Origin of the sequence: Streptomyces sp. PH10-H1 (genome assembly GCF_030063355.1) — a bacterium.
Lineage (GTDB): Bacteria > Actinomycetota > Actinomycetes > Streptomycetales > Streptomycetaceae > Actinacidiphila.
This window is the reverse complement of sequence record NZ_JASISZ010000012.1, coordinates 25671-47804: the sequence shown is the minus strand read 5'-3', so window position 1 is coordinate 47804 and position 22134 is coordinate 25671. Positions and strand designations below refer to the sequence as shown.

Genomic DNA, 22134 nt, shown 5'->3' with positions numbered 1-22134 from the left:
GACCCGTAACGCGGCACACGCCGCGTGCGGGGCGCGGCCCCGGCGTCTGCTGTCAGACGCCGAGGCCGCGTACCGCCAGGTCGAGCAGCGCGCACAGGAAGAGCGCGATGCCGATGAAGCCGTTCACCGTGAAGAACGCCCGGTTGAGCCTGCTCAGATCGGTCGGCTTCACGAGCGAGTGCTCGTACAGGAACGCGCACGCGACGATCGTCAGGCCCATCCACCAGAACGCGCCCGCGCCGGTGGCGGCCCCGTACCAGGCCAGCAGGACCGTCGTGACGACATGGCAGGAGCGCGCGCCGTACAGCGCGGCGGCGATGCCGTAACGGGCCGGGACGGACTTGATGCCCTCCGCGCGGTCGGCGGCGACATCCTGGCTGCCGAAGATCAGGTCGAAGCCGCCGATCCACACACCCACGGCCAGCCCGAGGATCACCGCGTCCCACGACCACTGGCCGGTCACCGCGATCCACGCGCCGACCGGGCCCATCGCCTGCGCGAGGCCGAGGATCGCGTGCGGGAAGTTCGTGAACCGCTTCCCGTACGGATAGACCACCATCGGGATGACGGCGATCGGCGCCAGCGCCAGGCAGAGCGGGTTGAGCAGCGCCGCCGCGCCCAGGAAGACGACCACGGCCACCAGCGCACCGGTCCACGCGGAGCGCACCGACACCGCCCCGGTGACCAGTTCCCGCCCGGCGGTCCGCGGATTGCGGGCGTCGATCTCGCGGTCGATGATCCGGTTGCACGCCATCGCGAAGGTCCGCAGCCCGACCATCGCCACCGTGATGAGGAAGAGCCGCCACCAGTGGATGGAGGCGTCGAGCGTGAACATCGCGCTGAGCGCGGCGATATAGGCGAAGGGCAGGGCGAAGACCGAGTGCTCGATCATCACGAGCCGCAGGAACGCCCTGATCCTGCCGGGCGGAGCGGGCTCCGGCCCGAAGAGGTCCGGGGTTGCGGAATCGGTGGTCACGAGAGGCCGTACTCCTTCCAGCGCCGGTCGACCTTCGCGGCCGTCTCCGGGTCGGAGACCACCATCTCAGGCCAGCCGCCGTCGCGTGTGTACCCCTCCTCGGGGAGCTTGCGGGTCGCGTCGATACCCGCCTTGCCACCCCAGAACTGCTGGTAGGAGGCATGGTCGAGGTGGTCGACCGGCCCTTCGACGACGGTGAGGTCGCGGGCGTAGTCGGTGTTGCCGAGCGCGCGCCAGGCGACCTCGTGGAGGTCGTGCACATCGCAGTCGGAGTCCACGACGATGATCAGCTTGGTCAGCGACATCATGTGCGCGCCCCAGATGGCGTGCATGGTCTTCTGGGCGTGCTTCGGGTACTTCTTGTCGATCGAGACGATCGCGCAGTTGTGGAAGCCGCCCGCCTCCGGCAGGTGGTAGTCAACGATGTCCGGCACGATGATCTTCAGCAGCGGCAGGAAGAACCGCTCGGTGGCCCGGCCCAGCGGCCCGTCCTCCGTCGGCGGCCGGCCCACCACGATGGACTGGAGCAGCGGGCGCTTCCGCATCGTGACGCAGTCGATCGTCAGTGCCGGGAACGGCTCCTGCGGCGTGTAGAAGCCGGTGTGGTCGCCGAACGGGCCCTCGGGAAGCGTCTTCCCGGGCTCCAGCCAGCCCTCCAGCACGACCTCGGCATTGGCCGGGACCTGGAGCGGGACGGTCTTGCAGTCCACCATCTCCACCCGCTTGCCCTGCACGAAGCCCGCGAACAGGTACTCGTCGATGTCGCCGGGCAGCGGCGCGGTCGACGCGTACGTCACGGCCGGCGGGCAGCCGAACGCGATGGCGACCGGCAGCCGCTCACCGCGCCGCTCCGCCACCTTGTAGTGGTTGCGGCTGTCCTTGTGGATCTGCCAGTGCATGCCGATGGTGTTCCGGTCGTGCCGCTGCAGCCGGTACAGCCCGAGGTTGCGCACCCCGGACTCCGGGTCCTTGGTGTGCGTCAGCCCGAGGTTGAAGAACGATCCGCCGTCCTCCGGCCAGGTGAACAGCGCGGGCAGCGCGTCCAGGTCCACGTCGTCGCCGTGCAGCACGACCTCCTGCACGGGCGCGTCCCCGGACTTCACCTTTTTCGGCGGCACATGCGTCATCCCGGCTAGCTTGCCGAACGCCTCGCGCATCCCGGTGAAGCCGTGCGGGAGCTCCGGCTTCAGCAGCCCGGCGATCTTGTCGCTGATATCGCTGTACGCCTGCAGCCCGAGCGACTTCAGCATCCGCCGGTCGGTCCCGAACACGTTCATCGCGAGCGGCATGGACGACCCGCGCACATTCTCGAAGAGCAGCGCGGGACCGCCCGCCTTGTTCACCCGGTCGGTGATCTCGCCGACTTCGAGATACGGGTCGACCTCGGCCTTGATGCGCTGGAGGTCGCCGTCCTTCTCCAGGGCCCTCAGGAAGGATCGAAGATCGTCGTAAGCCATACGTCCCAGTATCCGGTACGCACTACCCTGTACCCGTCACTGGGCCCCTTCGCGGCCCGTCATCAGGTGCAGGGGGGCTCTTCCGACATGGTCAGGTATCTACCGTTCCTGCTGGTGCTGGCGCTGTGGATCTATGCGTTCATCGACTGCCTCAACACCCCGGAGGAGGAGGTCAGAGGGCTGCCCAAGGTGGTGTGGGTGATCATCATCCTGCTCTTCGGCGAGGTCCTCGTCGGTCCCGTCGCCTGGCTCGTCGCGGGCCGCAACCGCCGGCGGGCCGCCGTGGCGGGCGGCACGTCCTCATCCGGGAACCGGTCCCAGCAGTGGGTCGCACCGGACGACAATCCCGAGTTCCTCAAGGGCCTGAAGGAAGAGAACAAGAAGGACGAGGCGGTCCTCAAGGACTGGGAGGCCGACCTCCGGCGCCGCGAGGAGGAACTGCGCCGCCGCGAGGCCACCGGGCCGGACGACGTACCGCCGTCCGGCAGCTGAGGCCCGGCGGCCGCCCTCCGATCCCCGGCTCCGACGCCAGCTCCGACGTCGGCTCGAACTCCGGCTCAGACTCCGGCGTAGGAGTGCTTGCCGGTGATGAAGATGTTCACGCCGTAGTAGTTGAAGATGAAGCACGCGAAGGCGACCAGCGCCACGGCGGCGGCCTTGCGGCCCTTCCATCCGGCGGTCGCCCGGGCGTGGAGGTAGCAGGCGTAGGCGACCCAGGTGATGAACGACCAGGTCTCCTTGGCGTCCCAGCCCCAGTACCGGCCCCAGGCGGCCTGGGCCCAGATCGAGCCCGCGATGACGGTGAAGGTGTAGAGCGGGAAGACCAGGGCGTTCATCCGGTACGCGAACTTGTCGAGCGTCGCCGCGGACGGCAGCCGGTCCATGATGTTGGCCCAGGTCGGGTTGGTCGCGCGGCCGGCGGTGAGGGCCGCCTCGTAGTAGTCGCGGAAGAGGAACAGGAACGTTCCGACCGCCGCGAGGTAGAAGACCGCGCCGGAGATGATCGCGCACGAGACGTGGATCCACAGCCAGTACGAGTGCAGCGCCGGGACCAGCTGGTCGCTGTCGGTGTAGAGCACCGCGACGGCCAGGCCCAGGTCCAGCAGGACCGAGGTGACCAGGAAGAGCCCGATCCAGCGGACCTTCTTCTTCGCCGCCAGCAGGCCCAGGTACAGGCCGACCGCGACCATGCCGAAGGTCGTCGAGAACTCGTACATGTTGCCCCACGGCACCCGCTGCACCGAGGCGCCGCGGCACACGACGGCGCCCAGGTGGAGCGCGAAGGCGAGGACGGTCAGCGAGACCGCGATCCGCCCGTACCGGTCGCCGTCCTCGTCCGTACCGGCGGCGCCGGGACCGTCCGCGATGCCGCGGTCGCTCGTCGAGGAGCGGGTGATGACCTTGGGGCGCTCCAGGGTGACGGTGCCACCGGTGCGCTGCACGACCTTGATCGCCGGGGCGTTCGCGGGCGCGGTGAGCGCCGCCGAGGTGATGGCGACCCGGCTGCGGCTGCCGAAGACCCACTCGGCCATGTGCGCGAGGAACGCGAACGTGTAGACCGCCATGGCCGAGTAAATCAGGTAGTTGCTGTAGTTCGCGAAGTTCTCATTGACCGCGGCCGCGATAGTCACGCGCGCGCTCCTTCGTCTGGCAGGAGAGGTTCTTCCGAGGGGTCTGTGGTGGTGCCCGCGTCTCTGACGGCACCCGGGTCAGGATCGGCGTCCGGGTCCGGGCCCGCACGGCCGGCGTCCGGGTCCCGGTCCGGCAGCGCGGGCGCGTCCGGCAGGAGCCTGTGGGCGAGGTCCCCGAGTTCGTCGGCGATCTTCGCGGACTCGCTGCGGCCGAGCCCGGCCAGTTCCACGACGGTCACGCCGTCGACGCCCGCGGTGGCCCGGATCCACACCCGGCGGCGCTGGATGAACAGCGAGCCGATCAGCCCCAGGATCGCGGCGACCGCGCTGCCGAGCGCCCATCCGTTGCCGACCTGGTGGGAGACCTGGAAGCTGGCCCAGGTCTTCACGCCGTCGAAGGTGATGGAGCCGCCGCCGTCCGGCAGCTGCAGGACGTCCCCGACGGCCAGCGCCGCCTTGAGCGGCTGGCCGTTCGTGCCCCTGAACTGCTTCATCTTCTTGTCATTGAGCTGGTACACGTTCTGCGGCAGCCCACTGTCCACCCCGAGGTCGCCGTGGTACGCGGTCAGGACCAGCGCGGGGCGGTCGAGCGCGGGGAAGACCGAGTGCGGCCCCTGCACATTGTCGATCACCATCGTCGGGGCGAAGATCCCGCTGAAGGCCAGCTGGTCCTTGCCGCCCGCCCTGTTGCGGTAGTTGTCGGCGACCTTCACGACGCCGCGCGAGGTGAGGCTTCCGTCGCTCGGCAGGAACGGCGTCGGCCCCTGGTAGACGACCTTGCCGCGCGCGTCCCTCACCGTGACGACCGGCGCGTAACCGTGCCCGATCAGATAGACCGTCTCGCCGCCGATCTCCAGCGGCTGGTTCACCTCGATCGAGGACTTGGTCTCCTTGCCGTCCGCGCCCAGCCAGTAGTGGATGTTGGCGCGGAACGTACGCGGGGTGCCCTTCTGCGGACCGCTACGAGCGTACGTGGCCTCGAAGCTGTCGAGCGAGAAGCCGAAGGGGTCCAGGTCGTCGGCGGTGTAGAACGTGCCGGGCTTGAAGTCGTCGTACTGCGTCAGGCTGTTGGAGAAGCCGCCGCCCTCGACGATCAGCTTGCCGCCCTCGCCCTTCCACAGCGAACCGACCGCGAAGGAGATCAGCAGCCCGAACAGCGCCAGGTGGAACATCAGGTTCCCGGCCTCGCGCAGGAAGCCCTTCTCCGACGCGACCGCCGAACCGACCCGGTGAATACGGAACCGGCGCCCGCGCATCAGCTTCTCCGCGGCGCCCAGCACCTGCTCCTGACCGGCCCCGGTGCGCCAGGTCGCGTACGCCGGCAGCCGGGTCAGATTGCGCGGCGCGGCCGGCGGCCGGGAGCGCAGCTGGCCGACGAACTGCCAGCTGCGCGGCAGGATGCAGCCCGCCAGCGAGATGAACAGCAGGATGTAGATCGCCGAGAACCACGGCGAGCTGTAGACGTGGAACAGCCCGAGCGACCGGTAGAGCGGTGTGACGGTGGGGTGGGCGTCCTGCCACGCCTGCGCCTTGACCTCGTCGACGCTGGTCTGCGGGACCAGCGAGCCGGGAATCGCGGCCAGGGACAGCAGGAAGAGCAGGATCAGCGCGATCCGCATCGACGTCAGCTGGCGCCACATCCAGCGCACCCAGCCGGAGCACTCACGCAGCGTCCAGCCGACCGTTCCGCGCCAGCCGGGGGCCCGTACACCGCCGAAGGATCCCGGCACCACCTGGCCGAGTTCCTCGACCGGCGCCGTCGACAGCTGCGCGCCCGCCGAACCGAGGTCGCCGTCGGTACCGCCGCCGGTCTCGCGCTCGTCCGCGGCCCGCTCGTCCGCGGCGCGTTCCTCGGCGCCGCGGGCGGCCTTCGGCCCGGATTCCGTACTCATGAATCAGACCCCAGGGGTGAAGTTGTTGGACCAGCTCTGCATGGAGACGACCATGTCGTCCCATACGCCGGTGAGCAGCAGCACGCCGACCGCGACCAGCATCCCGCCGCCGATCCGCATGACCCACACATAGTGACGCTTGACCCAGCCGAACGCACCGAGCACGCGGCGGAACGCCACCGCGGCCACGATGAACGGCAGGCCGAGGCCCACGCAGTAGAAGACGGTGAGCAGCGCGCCACGCCCCGCGCTCGCCTCGTTGAACGCCAGTGCCTGGACGGCGCCCAGCGTCGGGCCGACGCACGGCGCCCAGCCGACGCCGAAGAGCACGCCGAGCAGCGGCGCGCCGACCAGCCCCATCGCGGGCTTGCGGTGGAAGCGGAACTCGCGCTGCGTCAGGCCGCCCAGTATCCCCATGAAGGCCAGGCCCATGACGATCGTGGCGACGCCGAGCACCTGCGAGATGATCTGCTTGTGCTCCTGCAGGGTGAGCCCGAAGTAGCCGAACATCGCCCCGCCGGAGACGAAGACGGCGGTGAAGCCGAGCACGAACAGCGACGCGCCCGCGACCATCCGGCCGCGCTTGGCCTCTGCCAGGTCCGCGCCCGAGGTACCGGTCACGTAGGAGAGGTAACCAGGCACAAGCGGCAGTACGCACGGGGAGAAGAAGGAGACCAGGCCGCCGAGCACCGCGATCGGGATCGCGAGGAGCAGCGCGCCGGAGGAGACCGTTTCGGTCACGTCACTTCTCCGCGATGATCGGGTCGAGCGCCTCGTGGAGGCTGTCCTCGCCGACCGCCTGGAGGATGCGTACGGCGATCCTGCCGTCCCGGTCGAGGATCAGGGTGTTCGGAATGCCCTGCGGGTTGAGGCTGCCCTTGGGGAACTTCAGCGCGAGCCGCCCATTGGGGTCGTAGAAGCTCGGGTACGGTACCCCGAACTCCGTCTCGAACCCGGTCGCGTTGACCCGCGTGGGGTCGCGCATGTTGATCCCGACAAATTCGACGCCCTTGCTCTTGGTGTCGTTCGCCACCTTGACCAGGTGCGGCGTCTCGGCACGGCACGGCGGGCACCACGAGCCCCAGACATTGAGGACGACGACCTTGCCCTTGTAGTCGGCGAGGTTCAGCTGCTTGCCGTCGACGGTCTCGCCGGAGAGGCCGGGCGCGGCGAGCCGGTCGCCCTTGGCCACCCTGGAGATCTTGCCCGAGCCGCCGACGAAGTTGGTACCGCTGCCACCGGAGGCCTTGGCCCCGCTGGAGCAGGCCGAGAGCGCCAGCGCCAGCGCGGCGGCTCCTGCCAGTGCCGCGGCACTGCGGAGCGGGCGGCGTCGGAGAGCGCGGGTAGGACTCATGTGAAAAGTTTCGCATGCGTCGTCCGGCGATCTTTCGCGCCCCCGACACCGACGCCAAAAGCGGCAATTGCCCCAAGTAAGGATCAGGTGGGGAAGGGTCAGATCATCAGGTCGGGGTCAGGTCGGGGTCAGGTCGTGGTCAGGTCGTGGCAGCGGACGACGTCATGGACGCCGGCGAACCGGACGCGGGCGAACCGGCGGCACCCGCGGCGGCCAGATACGACTTCCAGCCGCCGGCCGGCTTCTGTCCGACGTCGAGCTGGCGCAGCTTCCCGAGCACCTTCGGGTCCTGCGCGTCGAGCCAGTCCACGTACTGCCGGAAGGACACCAGCCGGACGTCCTTCTTGTCCTCGCCCGCGATGTGCTTGAACGCCTCCTCGACGGCGTTCATGTAGATGCCGCCGTTCCACTTCTCGAAGTGGTTGCCGACGTAGAAGGGCGCGCGGTTCGTCTCGTAGGCCCGCTGGAAGCCGGCGATGTACGAGGCGGTGGCCTGCCGCTGCCAGCCCGGGTAATTGCCCGGGTCGCTCTGCGTAGCGTTCTTCGACTGGTTCGCGAGCATGTTGTAGTCCATTGAGAGGACCTCGAAGGAGTGGCCGGGGAACGGGATCAGCTGCAGAGGCAGATCCCACAACCCGCCGCGCTTGACGGGCCAGACCTGCCGGCCGCCCGGCGAGCTCGCGTCGTAGCGCCAACCGAGCTTGTGGGCGGTCGGCAGCAGGTTGTCCTGGCCGAGCAGGCACGGCGTGCGGGAGCCGATGAGCTCCTTGTCGTAGTCGAACGGCAGCGGGGCCTCGTCCTTGAGCCCGGTGTTGGTCTTCCAGTTCTTGACGAACGACTTGGCCTGGTCGATCTCGCTCTGCCACTGGGAGGGCGTCCAGTTCCCCACCGTGCCGTGGCCCGAACAGAAGTGGCCGTTGAAGTGGGTGCCGATCTCGTGGCCCTCGGTCCAGGACTCACGGATGTTGTCCAGCGTCATCTTGACGTGCTCGTCGGTGAGGTAGCCGATGTCGGACGCGCCCAGCTGGTTGTTCGGCGGGTCGTACAGCCGCTTCTTCGACTCGGGCAGCAGATACAGCCCGGACAGGAAGAACGTCATCGACGCGCCATGGTCCTTGGCGAGCTTGCGGAAGCGCGGGAACAGGCCGTTTCCGACCTCGCCCGCTCCGTCCCACGAGAAGATCACGAACTGCGGCGGCATCTGACCCGGCTCCAGCCGCTCCGCCTTCGGCTGGTTCGGCTGGGGACCGGTGTTCGCGGTGGAACCGTCACCGATCAGATGAACCGTTTTGGCGGGCTCCTTCTGACCACTCGCCGTCCCCGGCTTGGTCCCCCCCGCGCCAGGGCTGTCGCCCCCCGAGGAGCAACCAGCAGCCGCACCCACCGCGATCCCGGCGGTAGCGGTGAGCAGACTCCTGCGAGTCATGGCGCGCATGTACATCCCCATTTCTCGGGCCTCATGGATGGCGATCACGAAAAAGGTGGTCACCATCCATGACGCCTGCGGAGCTTGTGCGGTTACCGAAAAGTCAGAAAAATCCCACAGGTTAACTCGATTGGCGCACCTGCGGCGCGCCGGAACACACCGCCGGAACCCACCGGACGGCCCATCAGTCAGCCCGTCGGCCAGCCCAATCGGCCGGTCCCACCGGCCGGACTCACCGTCCGGACCGCCTGGACCGACCGGCTCGCCCCGCAGGCCCGCGGGGCGATCCGGTCGGCGGGGGCGACCCGTCGAATTGACCCTTCGGGTTGACTATGCCCCGAATCCCTTCGATCCGCCCTTCACCGGCTTGGCACCCGCCAGCAGATGTGACGGCACCAGATCGCGGGCCGGCTCGGCGTATCCGACCGACACGATCTTGTCGCCCTGGTATGTGAAACTCGTCACACTGGCGAGGGTGCACTGCCGCTTGCGCGGGTCGTGCCACAGCCGCCGCCGCTCCACGAAACTGCGGGTGATCCAGATCGGCAGCTGATGGCTGACGCATACCGCCTCGTGCCCGCGCGCAGCGTCCCGCGCCGCCCCGAGCGCCGCCATCATCCGCACGACCTGGTCGACATACGGCTCACCCCAGCTCGGCTTGAACGGATTGGTGAGGTGCTTCCAGTTCGACGGATTCTTCAGCGCGCCGTCACCGACCCCGAAGGTCTTGCCCTGGAAGACGTTCTCCGCCTCGATCAGCCGCGCGTCCGTAGCGATCTCCAGGCCGTGCGGCGCCGCGATCGGCGCCGCCGTCTCCTGCGCCCGCTCCAGCGGCGATGACACGACGTGGGTGATGTCGCGGCCCGACAGATGATCGCCGACCCGGTCGGCCATCTTCCGCCCCAGCTCCGACAGGTGGTAGCCGGGCAGCCGGCCGTAGAGCACCCCGGTCGGGTTCTCCACCTCACCGTGCCGCATCAGATGGACAACGGTGATCTCGTTGTCGCCGATCGCTGCGCCGCCGATCGCTCTGCTGTCGATCGCCTTGCTGTCGATCGCTTTGCCGCCGATCGCCTTGCCGCCGGTCTCTTGGTCCTCAGTCATGCCGCTCATCATTCCGTCGCCTCGGCGGCGGCACGCGCCGCGGCCGGCAGCGCCGCGGCGATTCGCTCGATGGCCGCGTCGTCGTGCGCCGCCGAGACGAACCAGGACTCGTAGGCCGACGGCGGCAGGTACACGCCCTGCGCCAGCATCGAATGGAAGAACCCGGTGAATCGGAATGCCTGCTGCCGCTTCGCCTCGTCGTAGTTCGTCACCTGCTCATCGGTGAAGAACACCGAGAACATGTTCCCGGCCTTCTGCAGCCGGTGCGCGACGCCCTCCGTGGTGAGCGCCTCGCTCACCAGCCCGGACACCCGCTCGGACACCGCGTCCACCGTCGCGTACACCGCGTCGTCGCACAGCCGCAGCTGCGCCAGGCCCGCTGCCGTCGCCACCGGGTTACCCGACAGCGTGCCCGCCTGGTACACCGGACCGGCCGGCGCCAGATGCCCCATGACGTCCGCGCGGCCACCGAAAGCGGCGGCCGGGAAGCCGCCGCCCATCACCTTGCCGAAGGTCATCAGATCGGGCTCGACGCCGTCGAGCCCGTACCAGCCGGCCTTCGAGACGCGGAAGCCCGTCATCACCTCGTCGGAGATGTACAGCGCGCCATTGTCCGCGCACAGGCTCTTCAGCCCGGCGTTGAAGCCCTCCGCCGGCGGCACCACACCCATGTTGCCCGGCGACGCCTCGGTGATCACGCACGCGATCTCGCCCGGGTGCGCGGCGAACGCCGCCCGCACGGCCGCGAGGTCGTTGTACGGCAGCACGATCGTGTCGCCCGCCTGCGCGCCCGTCACTCCGGGCGTGTCCGGCAACCCGAACGTGGCGACCCCGGATCCGGCCGCCGCCAGCAGCGCGTCCACATGACCGTGGTAGCAGCCCGCGAACTTCACCACCTTCGCCCGGCCCGTGAAGCCGCGCGCCAGCCTGATCGCCGACATCGTCGCCTCGGTCCCCGACGACACCAGGCGCACCTGCTCCACCGGCCCGATCCGCGCCACGATCTCCTCGCCCAACAGCACCTCCCCCTCACCGGGCGCGCCGAAGGACGTACCGCGCATGACCGCCGCCTGCACGGCCGCGATCACCTCGGGGTGCGCATGGCCGAGGATCATCGGACCCCACGAACACACGAGGTCGACGTACTCCCTGCCGTCGGCGTCCGTGAGGTACGGACCCTTCCCGGACACCATGAACCGGGGCGTACCACCCACGGCGCGGAACGCGCGCACCGGAGAGTTCACGCCTCCTGGCGTCACGGCGGCAGCTCGGTCGAACAGAACCTGCGAAACTGGGGCTTCGTACGGATAGCTCACAGACACATGCTCTCAAACGCCGGGCGTTGCGCGCGAAGGTCTCGACCCGGCATCTGAGACGATGATCGGGTTGCGCGGTTGGGTCTGTGAATGGTCGGGTAGTCAAATGCAGCGCGGTGGCGAACTGGGCGAGGGGACTGGCGACCACGAGCCCCAACACGCCCGGCCGACCGGCAGACGTCGTCGGCCCGGCGATCGCAATCGCAAAGCAGCCGCGGAGAGTGGGAGCAGGGGTGGCCGAGTGGGGGTGACCTACAAGTACTTCGGGGCACCCGATGGCGCCACAGCCGCCCGGGTCCCGATCTCCATGCGCCCCGAAGAACTCGGCGGCGACGAACTCGGCAACGGGATGTACACCAAGGTCAAACCGGAGACCATGGCCGCCATGGTCCTCACCGGCATCGAGGGCATACCCCCGGCCAAGGTCCCGCCGCTCGAGCTCGTCGTACTCCACCCCGACTACGCCGTCGTCAAACTCCCGATGAGCGTCGTCGAGCCCCTCCGCAAAGCCGGCGAAGAAGAACTCGGCGCCGCCGCCTTCATCTGGTCCACCGTCCCGGACCGCCGCGGCCCCCGGGACGCCTTCGTCATCTACCAGATGCTCCACGAATGGCAGGGCTTCGCCTCCCGCTGCCACGAGGCCGGCCACCAGCTCTACTGCCTGGTCTGGCCCTGACCTGCTACTTCTCCAGTTCAGTGATCGTTGTTACGAAGATCAATTGGCCCTCGAAATGGCGCCCGTCAGGCTGCCAGGGCACTTTCAGGGCACATGGGGAATCGTTCCGCGTCGGATGTGCTCTCGGGCACTACGAGCATCGCCCGGTCGATGGCGTTCCGGGTCCGCGCGGCGCTCGCCGGCATCAGGTGCCTGTACGTCCGCAGCGTGAAGCCCGGGTCGGAGTGTCCGAGGTACTCGGCCAGCGCCTTGATCGTCTCCCCCGCGTCGAGCAACATCGAGGCGTAGGCATGCCGTAGTACTGGGCACCCGTCGTACGCGGCGGGATCACCCCGGCCGTCACGAGCGCCCGCTTCCAGTCCCCCGCGTTGAAGACACTGCGGTTGCGCCCGCCCCTTCGCGTCGGTGAAGAGCAGCCGGTGTGTGCGCCGCTCGCTGCCGTAGCCCGCAGCCGAAGGCCAGATTCCCGCCATTGTGGAACCGCTTGGGCAGACCGGCGAGAACGGCCCGCACGCAGGTGAGCGGCCACGGCACGATGTTCTTCTTGGTCTGCTGCGGCAGCTTCACCGCGCTGGACCGGCAGGGGTTGCGGAGCGATGTGGCAAGTCCCGCCTCCTGGACGTCCTGCACGACACCGTCCACGCCCCCTTCATCACGGTCAACTCCACCCCGGCGGCGATCTTCCGCTCCATCACCACGGAGCCGCCCACTCCGACCTCACCGGAGGCCACCGGCCCGCCACGGCCCGTGCCGCCTGCCGGACCATGACCGCCTACGAGGCCGGACAGGACCAGGAGAACGGTCTGAAGACCCGCATCCTCGCCGACATCCGCACCGTGTTCGCCGGCTGCGGCAACCCTGAGGCGCTGCACACCAGGGACCTGCTGGACCGCCTGTGCGCGGACACCGAGGCCCCATGGGCCGAATACGGCAATGGCGGCCCGGGCACACGCGGGCTGCAGATCCTGCTGCGGGACTACGGCATCAGCTCCCGGAACGTGCGCTTCCACGGGGGACTACAGCTCAAGGGCTTCCACCGCAGGGACTTCGTTGACGCCTGGGCCCGCTACTGCCCCCAGACCATCGCACCCGCCGCGCCCCTCGCACCCGGGCGGTAACCCGCATCCACTCGTCCCACCCGTCCCTGCGCAGGTCAGCGCGGGGACGGGTCGTTTCGCCGATGAGAGTCAACTCGTACCAAGGCACGCCGCTCAGCCCGCTAGCCCTGAAACCGGGCGGACGCGGACCGCAATGCAAAAGGGCCGCCAAGACGAGTCAACCCGTCCCAGCTCTCGACTCGTACCGCCCCTGACCTGCGCTGGGACGAGTGGTACGAGTCCAACACCATGTCACAAAGCGCCGCCACGGTCCGACGGTTCGGTGCCTGCCCAACGCACCGACAACGCGCACCGGCCCTAACCCAGAAAGCACCACCGCGACCGAGCACCACCACACCCCGGATCACCGCCGGCACGCAGATGACACCAGCCACCCCAAAAGCGGAGCAAGGAATGGCGTTGGACCGTCCAGGGGCCGGTCCATTGCAACAGCCTCCGGGTTGACGGCGCACCCGATCGCGGAGGAGGCCCCGGTACTGGAGAGCCGAGACCCACGCCTCATGCCGTGCAGGTCGCACCCTGATCTGCCGCAGCCTGGCGGGTTGTGCGCCATCCATCAGCCCAACCTGTTTCCCCGACTCTCGACGCTGGCGAAGCTGTTCGCGGCGGACTACTGGATCGTTCTGGACGACGTGCAGTTCACCCGCCGCGACTACCAGCACCGCGCGCGGCTGGCGACCCTGTCCGACCCCAAGCAGCAGCAATGGCTCTCCATCCCCACGCACCTGCCACGCAGCCGCTCCACACAAATCCGCGAAACCCTGATGACCGAGCCGGCCCGCTGCCGACGGCGGACCGCCCACATGCTCCAGCAGCCGCGAGTCGCGGGGCGCTCTGCCACAGATCGCCTCCTACGGGGAGAAAGGGATCAGTGGATCCATTCGCGCAGTCTCGCCACTCGGGATCGTCCAGGGTTAGGCTCAGCAGGCGCTGCGTCTTCTCGTCCCGGTGCCCGTGCACTTGTAGGTGGTGCACGGTGGCGATGTCGTCACGTCGACTGTCACGTCGAGCACGAATACCGCGATACACAATTCCTGGGCCACGTCAGGGAAAAGGCGGGTCGCCGCCTCGGACCGTTGGCCTTCGGGCGAGAGATCAATGATCCAGCCCTCGTCTGCGGATCGCCGTAAATAGCGACGCATGCCAGCGAATGGCGCGACTCTTCAACCATGCTTTTGGAGTGACGTAGGCGACCACGCCAAAAGGGGCGTCCTCGTGCGCGTCGAACACCTTCCAGGTGCCCCAGCGCCAGAAATAGACGTACAGGTTGGACATCTTCGACTCGTAGGTACCGTTGCCAGCCAAGCGGAAGGCATTCAGCGGAGCGGGTTCCCCGACATCTGGATCACCTGACTCGATCCATTTACCCGTGCCTCGGGATACGGCGTCATGGGGAGGGTTACCGATAACCACCATGACGCGCTCATCACGCTTGACCTTGTTGGCCTGACGTCGGGACTCCGCAAGCGGCCGGTAGATATGGGGAATCCAGTTGAACTCAGCCCTCGGGTTGTCGAGCGTGTCGGCCACCAGGAGGCGCAGCCCTTCTTTCGGGGCAGCGGAGTGATAGTTCCTCAGGAGGGCGTGCATCCGCAGATCCGCCACAGCGTAAGGACCGATCTGCCGCTCGAAGCCGATCAGCCGCTGGCCGACCATCTTCCGTAGCTGAGGGCCGAGCGCTCCGGGGCCCTCGTCCTCGGCGATCGTGGCGGCCGCCCGTTTCAGGACTGACAGCAGGAAAGTTCCGGTTCCCATACCCGGGTCGACGACGACCACCTCGGGTGACGCGAATCCGGACTCGATGCCGAAGGACCGCTTCAGGATGACTTCGGTCAGGCGGACCATCGCGTCGACGATGCCATGCGGGGTGTAGTAGGACCCGGTACGCATACGCAGATCACGGTCGTAGCTCTGAAGGAAGTCTTCGTAGAGGAGAAGATAGGAGTCTCCAGAACCGTCATCCAACCTGCTCCAGTCAACGGCTCCGACAACTCGCAATAGTGTGTTGAGCGTGGTGGACAAGCCCACCGTCGAAGACTCCTCGGTGAGGACATCGAGGGCCTTACCCATCAAGGAATGCCGTTTGCCAAGCTTCAAAGCGATGGCGTGTACAGATTCACCCTCGAAGGCGATGCCTTCGACCCTGGCCAGCAACAATCCGAAGAGCACGGTCTGGCCGAACTGCTCAATGAACTCTTCATCAGTCGTTTCGGGAAAGAGCAGCCGTCGCCACTCCTCAGCGATCTCCGTGAACAGTCGACGATGCCTGCCGGCCTTCTCCACCCGTGGTCGTCGGCCTCCGCCTCCCGTGGAACGGGAGCCCCTGGAGCCCCTGCCCGAATGGACGGAGAAGGCGCTCAACACGTTCGAGATGTTCCTCTCGTTCACGGACGTGTCCGGACTGCGGATCGGTGCGACACCAGGACCCGTTTGGGTGCGCCTATGCCGACGTACGCGGTAACCCTGCGTAGAGTACGGACATATGGCTACATTTCAGACGCCCAAAAACATGACCGCCGGGCGGCAGGCCCGCGGTACGACGTTCGCACCGCCCGTAATGGCGCTCGCCGCCGCCGCGGGGTTCGTCCTCGACGCGTGGTGGAGAATCACCTCACTGATCCCGCGCAGCAGCACGCCCCGACATTAGACGGACCCGGCTGCCGGGGGACCGGTGCCGGGCGGAGGCGGCGGGCGGACCGGTGCCGGGAACCGACCGCCCGTCAGGGCGCCGGTACCGGCCCCTGCAGGTGGTCGCTGATCCACTTCATCGAACCGTCCCCCATGCCGCGGAGGTAGGAGAGCCCGTCGTGGCGGCCGCCCTGGATGACCTGGAGACGGGTATTGACCGGGCCGTGCCCGTAAGTGGCGATGAACTGGTTGACCTTGGCCAGTTCATCGCGGCTCTCCCCGGTTCCGACCTGGAAGGCGAGATAGACGTCGGGCCCGCCCTTGTCGATGAGCCGCTTCGCCAGCCGCTGGGGGTTGTTCGCCTGCTTCTCCTTGAGGTGGCCGCGCCACAGCGGAGAGTCCGGCACGATGTCGGGGCCGCTCGCGATGGCGGCCTTGAACGTCTCGGGGTGCTCGAGCACGCTCTTCAACGCGCAGAAGCCACCTGAGGACGAACCCATGAAGGCCCAGCCGTCACGCTTCTGGAACGTACGGAAATTGGCGCGGACCAGATCGGGGACATCACTCGTCAGCCAGCTGCCCATCTTCGGCTGGCCCGGAATGTCGCTGCAATCGTGGTACCTCTTCCCGGGATTCATCACCGGCATCACGATGATGAAGGGCAGGCTCGTCCCCTGCGCCGACCATCTGGCCACGTCCTCCTCGAGACCCAGGTCGCCACGGATCCAGTAGTTGTACGGAAAGCCGTAGCTGCCGGGCAGCGCGACCAGCACGGGGAACGCGCTCTTGGCGTACTTCGGGTCGTAGTACTGCGGCGGCGCCCACACCCAGACCTTGCCCGTGAAGCCGGACGTCTTCCCCCGGTACGTGGTCATGGCGACCTTCGTGCCGCCCGCCAGCGTCGTCCGCTGCTCGGTGAACGGCGTGTGCGCGCCGAGCGCCAGTATCGACGCGACCGGTGCCGACGCGGCGTGCGGGAAGTCCGGGCCGTCCCTGGTGTTGAAGAGGATCGGCCGGGAACCATAACCGGCGAAGAGGAGCAGCACCAGAACGGCAGCCACTGCCATGGGCCAACGCTTCACCGGGTTGCTCCCCCAATCATCCGGCCCCACAGAGCGTGGTGCTGCTTTCTCCTGTTTTGACACCGGATCTCTACCCAACGTTCCGATCGGACATGGTGCCGTAGGTCACACCTGAGGAGTTGCCCGCCACGCGAGTGACGCACGTCCCAGCGGATCCGGGAGAAGCCGGGCAACCCAGGCAGCCAAAATCCCGTCTCGTCATGGCGAGAGGCTCACGCGCGTGCGGGATGCGGAGCCGGGGCGCTGCGCCCACGACGCCGGGGCGCCGCGCCCAAGATTGGGAAACGAGAGTTTGATGAGCCTGACGGGGACCCCGTTCTTCCTCTGCACGATCCTGTTCGTGCTGGTCGCCCTGGCGCTGCCGCTCGCCTTCTGGAGCCGGCTGCGCGGGCCGCAGGCCGTACGGTACGCGGCCCGCTTCGGCATGCTACTGCTCTGCCAGGTCACGTCGGTGCTCATGGTCTTCGTGATCGTGAACAACTCCAACAGCCTGTACGACAACTGGCAGGACCTGCTCGGCACGGGCACCCACGTCCAGGCCACCGCGGACCTCGGTCCCGACGGCGGCGCGGCCCAGGCCAAGAAGGAACCGAAGCAGGAGCAGAAATTCAAGCAGGCCAAGGGCCCGAACATGGACGATGTCCAGCAGGCCGACCTGAAGGGACGAATCTCCGGCGTCGCGGGCGAGGTCTACGTCTGGCTCCCGCCGCAGTACAGCGACCCCGCCTACAAGGACAAGAAGTTCCCGGTCGTCGAGATGCTCCCCGGCTACCCCGGCTCCGCCAAGGCCTGGTACGGCACCCTCAAGGTCCAGACGCAGCTCAAGCCGCTGATGCAGAGCGGCCAGGTCGCCCCGTTCATCCTCATCTCACCGCGCACCCTGCTGCTCGGCGGCGAGGACACCGGCTGCGCCAACATCCCCGGCAAGGTCAACGCCGACACCTGGCTGAGCGTTGACGTCCGCCAGATGGTGATCGACAACTTCCGCGTCCAGGACAACGCCGAGGGCTGGGCCGTCGCCGGATACTCCGCCGGCGCCCACTGCGCCATGCGCATGGCCGTCGAGCACCCCGACCGGTACGCGGCCGGCGTGAGCCTGTCGGGCTACAACAACCCCGCAGCGGAGAAGGACTCGATCACCGGCAAGGACCCGGTGCTGCGGGAGAAGGCCAACCCGCTGTTCATGCTGGAGCACGCCCCGCAGCCGCCGCGCATCTCCCTCTTCATCTCCGGCGCCTCGGGCGACGGGTACCAGGACGGCTTGGCGCTGAAGAAGGCGGCGAAGGCCCCGACGAAGGTTCACGTCGTCCTGGTCCCGACCGGCGCCGGCGGCCACGGCACCGCCGTCTGGAAGGGCCAGATCCCCGACGTCTTCCGCTGGCTCACCCAGCAGGGCTTCAAGGCAACCTGATCCCGGCGGCCTGATCCACGCGGCCTGATCCACGCGGCCGGACCCGCGGCCGGGTCCGCGGCGGCCGCTGCATAGCCGGTGCCGAACCCGGTGGATCGCGGCCGCCTCCTCGGCCTCCGCCGTACAGCGCTGACCACCCGCTTATGCTGCATCCGCAGCCATCCTTCATCCGAAAGGCGCCGTGACATGAGCACCCGTACCGCAGTGGTCACCGGAGCGAGCAGCGGCATCGGTGCCGCGACCGCCCGCAAGCTCGCCGGGGCCGGATACCACGTGGTGCTCACCGCCCGCCGCGTCGACCGCCTCGAAGCGCTCGCCAAGGAGCTCACCACGGCCGGCCACTCCGCCGCCGCCCAAGCCCTCGACGTGACCGACCGCGCCGCCGTCGACGCCTTCGCCGCGACCCTCGACCGCTGCGACGTCCTCGTCGCCAACGCGGGCGGCGCCCTCGGCGCGGACACCATCGCCACGTCCGACCCCGCCGACTGGCGCGCGATGTACGAGGTCAACGTCCTCGGCGTCCTCAACATCACCCAGGCCCTGCTCCCCGCCCTCATCTCCAGCGGCGACGGCACGGTCGTCGTACTCTCCTCCACCGCGGGCCTCGCCAGCTACGAGGGCGGCGGCGGTTACGTGGCCGCCAAGCACGGCGCGCACGTCATCGCCGAGACCCTCCGCCTCGAACTGTGCGGCGAGCCGGTCCGCGTCATCGAGATCGCGCCCGGCATGGTCAAGACCGACGAGTTCGCCGTCACCCGCTTCAACGGCGACGCGGAGAAGGCCGCGAAGGTCTACGCGGGCGTCTCCGCCCCCCTCTCCGCCGACGACGTCGCCGACACCATCGAATGGGCCGTCACCCGCCCCTCCCACGTCAACATCGACCTCCTCGTCGTCCGCCCCCGCGCCCAGGCCTCCAACTACAAGGTCCACCGCGAGAGCTGAGCCGGACATGCCGGTGGGGACGGGCATGCCGCCCGTCCCCACCTGTGTTCCCACCGCTCGCGCGGATCAGCCCTTGACGCAGATGACCTGCTTGAGCTTGGCGACGACCTCGACCAGGTCACGCTGCTGCTCGATGACCTTCTCGATCGGCTTGTACGCGCCCGGGATCTCATCCACGACGCCGGAGTCCTTGCGGCACTCCACGCCCCGCGTCTGATCCTCCAGGTCACGCGTCGTGAACCGCTTCTTCGCCGCGCCTCGGCTCATCCTGCGGCCGGCGCCGTGCGAGGCCGAGTTGAACGAAGCGACGTTCCCGAGGCCCTTCACAATGTACGAGCCGGTGCCCATCGAGCCCGGGATGATGCCGAATTCGCCCGAGCCCGCGCGGATCGCGCCCTTACGCGTGACCAGCAGGTCCATACCCTCGTACCGCTCCTCCGCCACGTAGTTGTGATGGCAGGAGATGACCGATTCGAAGGTCACCTTGGCCTTCTTGAATTCGCGGCGGACAACGTCCTGGGACAGCGCCATCATGACTTCGCGGTTGCGCTTGGCGTACTCCTGCGCCCAGAACAGATCACTTCGGTAGGCCTCCATCTGCGGAGTGTCCGCGATGAAGACCGCCAGGTCACGATCGATCAGACCTTGGTTGTGCGACAGCTTCTGGGCCTCACCGATGTGGTAATCCGCCAGTTCGTTGCCGATGTTCCGGGAACCGGAGTGCAGCATAATCCAGACACAATTGTCCAAATCTAGGCAAAGCTCCCAGAAGTGGTTTCCGGCTCCGAGCGAACCCATCTGCTTTGTGGCACGTTCACGACGGAATTTGACCGCTTCGGCGAGATCATCAAACCCCGCCCAGAAGTCGTCCCAGCCCGTCGCCGAGAATCCGTGGATGCCTCGCACGTCGACCATCTCGCCGTGCATGCCACGTCCGACCGGGATCGCCTGCTCGATCTTCGAGCGCAGCCGCGACAGGTCCCCGGGCAGGTCGTTGGCTGTGAGCGAGGTCTTGACCGCGCTCATGCCGCAGCCGATGTCGACTCCGACCGCGGCGGGGCAGACGGCGCCGTGCATGGCGATGACGGAGCCGACGGTCGCGCCCTTGCCGTAGTGGACGTCGGGCATGACGGCGAGGCCCTTGATCCAGGGCAGTGACGAGACATTCCGGAGCTGCTGCATCGCACCGTCCTCGACAGAGGCCGGGTCGGTCCAGAGACGAATCGGTACCCGGACGCCGGGTACCTCGGTGTAGGACATCTCCATTCCCTTCTCGAACGGACAAATTGGCACAACGAAACATGACCTGGCGACATCAATAATGTGGACGAAACGTCCGATAACCGCATGCGGCCCAACGGCCACAGCAACAGGTGCGATAGACATTGTGTCCACGGTGCGCACGTGCGCGCCAAGGGATTTCGCGGTACCCCGGCGGAAGGAGCCTGGTCAGTGCAGCCATCGCGAGGACTGCTGGGCATCGTCTGCTCAGCCGCGCTGGCCGTCGCGGGGCTGAGTGCCTGCACGGCCTCGGGCGGTCCGGACCCGGGAGCCGTGGACTCCAAGTCCGCGAGCGGTGACCAGAAGGTCTCTCCCGCACCGCCTGGCAAGTACCGCAAGCTGCCGGAGCCGTGCGGCGCGCTCGACCCCGACGCGCTCAAGAAGCTGGTGCCGAACGCGCCGGACTACGCGGGCGAGGCCGAGCTCACCTACGACACCAACCGGCGGGTGGGCTGCAAGTGGACCGGTGGGACGGCACAGGGGAACCGCTATCTGCAGATCGACTTCGAGCGGGTCGTGTCGTACGACCCGCGAGTGAGCGACGAGGCGCAGGCGGAGTCGGACTACGAGGCCAAGGCGCTGCGGGCGGGCATCGCGACGACCCCGACCGGCACCCCGACGGGTACGCCCACCGGGACGCCGACCGGGACGCCCACTGGTGCTCCGGCCGGGACGCCGACCGCGACCCCGACCGTCCCCCCGGGCCAGACCCCGCCGGGGACGTCGGGCGCCCCCGGCTCCGCCTCCCCCGATCTCGCGCCGCGCCTGCTCACCGAGCTCGCGGACACGGCCTTCCTCAATGACGAGCTGAAGACCCGCGACTCGGGGATCCACCGTGACATCACTCTCGTTTTCCGTTCGGCGAACGTCCTCGTCACCGTCTCGTACTCGCAGTGGGCGGGGAGCGCGGCCACCATTCCGCAGAGCGCTGACCTGCAGCAGGGCGCCCAGCAAGTGGCGGACGTCCTGGTCAAGACGATCAGGTGACAGCGGATCGTCCGATAACGGACGCCCCGTAGGCTGTCCGTTTCCCGTCGGGATCCTCCCGGATCCCCGCCGGTCTCCCGTCGAGTCGAGCCACGAAGTGAGCGAAGGACCATGCACCGTTCAGCCCCGCGAATCGCCCGACTGCTCGCCTGCGCCGCCGTGCCGGTGCTGCTCATCGCCGGCTGCTCGTCGGGATCGGACACGTCCGCCAACAAGACGCCGTCCGGCAGCGCGTCCGCGTCGGCGTCCCTGGCCCAGGCGAAGTTCACGAAGCTGCCGGACCCCTGCAAGGCGATCGCGCAGGACACCGTGAAGCGGCTCGTCCCGAAGGTGAAGGACACGGCGGGCACGCCGGCGAAGTCGGCGCTCCCGGACGCGCGCGGCGGCTGCTCGTGGAACGGTCTCGACGGCTACCAGTTCCGCTGGCTGGACGTGGCCCTGCAGCGTTTCGACTCGGCGAAGGGCATCGGCAGCGCCGAGGACCAGGCGAAGAAGCGCTTCACGGAGCAGGTCGCCGCGGCGGCCCAGATCAAGGGTTCCACGTCCGCCAAGGCGGACGGCGTCGGTGACCAGGCCACGGTGGTCAGCGCACCGGTCGTGAAGGACAAGCTGCAGTACCAGGACGAGACGGTCGTCGCGCGGACCGGCAACGTCATCGTGATCCTCTCCTACAACGGAGCGGGCTTCGAGGACGCGAAGAGCCCGGCGGCCGATCAGCTGCTGAAGGACGCCGTGGCGGCGGCGAAGGAGGCCGTGGCCACAGTCGCGGCGGCGAACAAGTAACAACTCCGGTCGCGTCTGCACCGGTTTCGCACCCCTTTGTACGACCTGGCCCATCCCTCATATGACAGTC

The 22134-nt window shown here is 68.2% G+C and carries 20 protein-coding genes and 3 pseudogenes; 10 read left to right on the top strand and 13 right to left on the bottom strand.

The annotated features are described in order from the left end of the window. Nucleotides 1–52 precede the first annotated feature (52 nt). Together mqnP and QMK24_RS10525 are read right to left on the bottom strand one after the other, a co-directional pair. On the bottom strand, nt 53–976 hold the full coding sequence (gene mqnP, locus QMK24_RS10530) for a menaquinone biosynthesis prenyltransferase MqnP (protein WP_283465159.1): 924 nt from the start codon (nt 974–976) through the stop codon (nt 53–55). Beyond that, nucleotides 973–2433, bottom strand: coding sequence for a menaquinone biosynthesis decarboxylase (locus tag QMK24_RS10525; protein WP_283465157.1), 1461 nt, complete (start codon nt 2431–2433; stop codon nt 973–975). Before QMK24_RS10525 ends, mqnP begins: the two co-directional genes overlap by 4 nt. An 87-nt stretch (nt 2434–2520) precedes the next feature. On the opposite strand from QMK24_RS10525, the gene QMK24_RS10520 reads away from it, so the two are divergent. Beyond that, nucleotides 2521–2925: a PLD nuclease N-terminal domain-containing protein gene (locus tag QMK24_RS10520; protein ID WP_283465156.1), complete on the top strand. Its 405-nt coding sequence runs from the start codon at nt 2521–2523 to the stop codon at nt 2923–2925. 65 nt (nt 2926–2990) lie between these two features. Here QMK24_RS10520 and ccsB read toward each other — a convergent pair whose 3' ends face one another. The 7 genes from ccsB to hemL form a co-directional block, all read right to left on the bottom strand. Continuing rightward, nucleotides 2991–4064 (bottom strand): c-type cytochrome biogenesis protein CcsB, encoded by a 1074-nt coding sequence (gene ccsB, locus QMK24_RS10515; protein WP_283465153.1) that lies wholly within the window; start codon nt 4062–4064, stop codon nt 2991–2993. Then, complete coding sequence (gene resB, locus QMK24_RS10510; RefSeq protein ID WP_283465151.1) at nt 4061–5956, bottom strand: cytochrome c biogenesis protein ResB; 1896 nt, start codon at nt 5954–5956, stop codon at nt 4061–4063. The genes ccsB and resB overlap by 4 nt, the downstream gene beginning before the upstream one ends. A gap of 3 nt (nt 5957–5959) precedes the next feature. After that, complete coding sequence (locus QMK24_RS10505; RefSeq protein ID WP_283465149.1) at nt 5960–6697, bottom strand: cytochrome c biogenesis CcdA family protein; 738 nt, start codon at nt 6695–6697, stop codon at nt 5960–5962. Nucleotide 6698: 1 nt separating this feature from the next. Continuing rightward, complete coding sequence (locus QMK24_RS10500) at nt 6699–7310, bottom strand: TlpA family protein disulfide reductase (RefSeq protein WP_283465148.1); 612 nt, start codon at nt 7308–7310, stop codon at nt 6699–6701. A gap of 139 nt (nt 7311–7449) precedes the next feature. Further along, nucleotides 7450–8745: a polysaccharide deacetylase family protein gene (locus QMK24_RS10495; RefSeq protein ID WP_283465260.1), complete on the bottom strand. Its 1296-nt coding sequence runs from the start codon at nt 8743–8745 to the stop codon at nt 7450–7452. 321 nt (nt 8746–9066) lie between these two features. After that, nucleotides 9067–9714: a histidine phosphatase family protein gene (locus tag QMK24_RS10490; protein ID WP_283465258.1), complete on the bottom strand. Its 648-nt coding sequence runs from the start codon at nt 9712–9714 to the stop codon at nt 9067–9069. A 134-nt stretch (nt 9715–9848) separates the two neighbouring features. Then, nucleotides 9849–11156 carry a glutamate-1-semialdehyde 2,1-aminomutase gene (gene hemL / locus QMK24_RS10485; RefSeq protein ID WP_283465147.1) on the bottom strand — a complete coding sequence of 436 codons (1308 nt, stop codon included), beginning with the start codon at nt 11154–11156 and terminating at the stop codon, nt 9849–9851. Between the two features lie 106 nt (nt 11157–11262). Here hemL and QMK24_RS10480 point away from each other — a divergent pair, with 106 nt between their 5' ends. Next, nucleotides 11263–11832, top strand: a complete 570-nt coding sequence (locus QMK24_RS10480) for a hypothetical protein (RefSeq protein ID WP_283465145.1) — start codon at nt 11263–11265, stop codon at nt 11830–11832. A 65-nt stretch (nt 11833–11897) separates the two neighbouring features. On the opposite strand, the pseudogene QMK24_RS41790 reads toward QMK24_RS10480, so the two are convergent. Beyond that, nucleotides 11898–12477 (bottom strand): annotated as a pseudogene (locus QMK24_RS41790) (tyrosine-type recombinase/integrase); the annotation flags it as partial. Here QMK24_RS41790 and QMK24_RS41785 point away from each other — a divergent pair. The 3 genes and pseudogenes from QMK24_RS41785 to QMK24_RS10465 form a co-directional block, all read left to right on the top strand. Next, nucleotides 12415–12561, top strand: a pseudogene (locus QMK24_RS41785) (DUF3631 domain-containing protein); the annotation flags it as partial. The pseudogenes QMK24_RS41790 and QMK24_RS41785 overlap by 63 nt on opposite strands. A gap of 35 nt (nt 12562–12596) precedes the next feature. Further along, nucleotides 12597–12950, top strand: coding sequence for a DUF3631 domain-containing protein (locus QMK24_RS10470; RefSeq protein ID WP_283465143.1), 354 nt, complete (start codon nt 12597–12599; stop codon nt 12948–12950). Between the two features lie 500 nt (nt 12951–13450). Next, nucleotides 13451–13765: pseudogene (locus tag QMK24_RS10465) on the top strand (WbqC family protein); the annotation flags it as partial. A 280-nt stretch (nt 13766–14045) separates the two neighbouring features. Here QMK24_RS10465 and QMK24_RS10460 read toward each other — a convergent pair. After that, the gene (locus QMK24_RS10460; protein WP_283465141.1) at nt 14046–15233 is read right to left on the bottom strand and encodes an N-6 DNA methylase; all 1188 of its coding nucleotides are present in this window, start codon (nt 15231–15233) and stop codon (nt 14046–14048) included. Between the two features lie 199 nt (nt 15234–15432). Between QMK24_RS10460 and QMK24_RS10455 the strand changes: the two genes are divergently transcribed. Next, the gene (locus QMK24_RS10455; protein WP_283465138.1) at nt 15433–15597 is read left to right on the top strand and encodes a hypothetical protein; all 165 of its coding nucleotides are present in this window, start codon (nt 15433–15435) and stop codon (nt 15595–15597) included. 73 nt (nt 15598–15670) lie between these two features. On the opposite strand, the gene QMK24_RS10450 is transcribed toward QMK24_RS10455, so the two are convergent. Beyond that, a complete protein-coding gene (locus QMK24_RS10450) occupies nt 15671–16645 on the bottom strand; it encodes an alpha/beta hydrolase (protein ID WP_283465136.1) in 975 nt (324 codons plus the stop codon). Between the two features lie 310 nt (nt 16646–16955). Between QMK24_RS10450 and QMK24_RS10445 the strand changes: the two genes are divergently transcribed. Beyond that, complete coding sequence (locus tag QMK24_RS10445; RefSeq protein WP_283465134.1) at nt 16956–18071, top strand: alpha/beta hydrolase; 1116 nt, start codon at nt 16956–16958, stop codon at nt 18069–18071. Nucleotides 18072–18257: 186 nt separating this feature from the next. Then, nucleotides 18258–19013: an SDR family NAD(P)-dependent oxidoreductase gene (locus QMK24_RS10440; protein WP_283465133.1), complete on the top strand. Its 756-nt coding sequence runs from the start codon at nt 18258–18260 to the stop codon at nt 19011–19013. 66 nt (nt 19014–19079) lie between these two features. Here QMK24_RS10440 and QMK24_RS10435 read toward each other — a convergent pair whose 3' ends face one another. Then, a complete protein-coding gene (locus QMK24_RS10435; RefSeq protein WP_283465256.1) occupies nt 19080–20273 on the bottom strand; it encodes an RtcB family protein in 1194 nt (397 codons plus the stop codon). Nucleotides 20274–20465: 192 nt separating this feature from the next. On the opposite strand from QMK24_RS10435, the gene QMK24_RS10430 reads away from it, so the two are divergent. Together QMK24_RS10430 and QMK24_RS10425 are read left to right on the top strand one after the other, a co-directional pair. Then, nucleotides 20466–21281 (top strand): hypothetical protein, encoded by an 816-nt coding sequence (locus tag QMK24_RS10430; protein ID WP_283465132.1) that lies wholly within the window; start codon nt 20466–20468, stop codon nt 21279–21281. Between the two features lie 111 nt (nt 21282–21392). Further along, nucleotides 21393–22064, top strand: a complete 672-nt coding sequence (locus QMK24_RS10425; protein ID WP_283465131.1) for a DUF3558 domain-containing protein — start codon at nt 21393–21395, stop codon at nt 22062–22064. Nucleotides 22065–22134: the final 70 nt, after the last annotated feature.

Bases quoted from the DNA above. Each gene is read 5' to 3' on its own strand.
- QMK24_RS10500 (WP_283465148.1), bottom strand. From the start codon at position 7,310: ATGAGTCCTACCCGCGCTCTCCGACGCCGCCCGCTCCGCAGTGCCGCG.
- QMK24_RS10480 (WP_283465145.1), top strand. From the start codon at position 11,263: ATGCAGCGCGGTGGCGAACTGGGCGAGGGGACTGGCGACCACGAGCCC.
- QMK24_RS10525 (WP_283465157.1), bottom strand. From the start codon at position 2,433: ATGGCTTACGACGATCTTCGATCCTTCCTGAGGGCCCTGGAGAAGGAC.
- QMK24_RS10495 (WP_283465260.1), bottom strand. From the start codon at position 8,745: ATGCGCGCCATGACTCGCAGGAGTCTGCTCACCGCTACCGCCGGGATC.
- QMK24_RS10435 (WP_283465256.1), bottom strand. From the start codon at position 20,273: ATGTCCTACACCGAGGTACCCGGCGTCCGGGTACCGATTCGTCTCTGG.
- QMK24_RS10440 (WP_283465133.1), top strand. From the start codon at position 18,258: ATGAGCACCCGTACCGCAGTGGTCACCGGAGCGAGCAGCGGCATCGGT.
- resB (WP_283465151.1), bottom strand. From the start codon at position 5,956: ATGAGTACGGAATCCGGGCCGAAGGCCGCCCGCGGCGCCGAGGAACGC.
- QMK24_RS10425 (WP_283465131.1), top strand. From the start codon at position 21,393: ATGCACCGTTCAGCCCCGCGAATCGCCCGACTGCTCGCCTGCGCCGCC.
- QMK24_RS10520 (WP_283465156.1), top strand. From the start codon at position 2,521: ATGGTCAGGTATCTACCGTTCCTGCTGGTGCTGGCGCTGTGGATCTAT.
- QMK24_RS10490 (WP_283465258.1), bottom strand. From the start codon at position 9,714: ATGCGGCACGGTGAGGTGGAGAACCCGACCGGGGTGCTCTACGGCCGG.
- QMK24_RS10455 (WP_283465138.1), top strand. From the start codon at position 15,433: ATGGCTACATTTCAGACGCCCAAAAACATGACCGCCGGGCGGCAGGCC.
- QMK24_RS10470 (WP_283465143.1), top strand. From the start codon at position 12,597: ATGACCGCCTACGAGGCCGGACAGGACCAGGAGAACGGTCTGAAGACC.
- QMK24_RS10445 (WP_283465134.1), top strand. From the start codon at position 16,956: ATGAGCCTGACGGGGACCCCGTTCTTCCTCTGCACGATCCTGTTCGTG.
- QMK24_RS10450 (WP_283465136.1), bottom strand. From the start codon at position 16,645: ATGGCAGTGGCTGCCGTTCTGGTGCTGCTCCTCTTCGCCGGTTATGGT.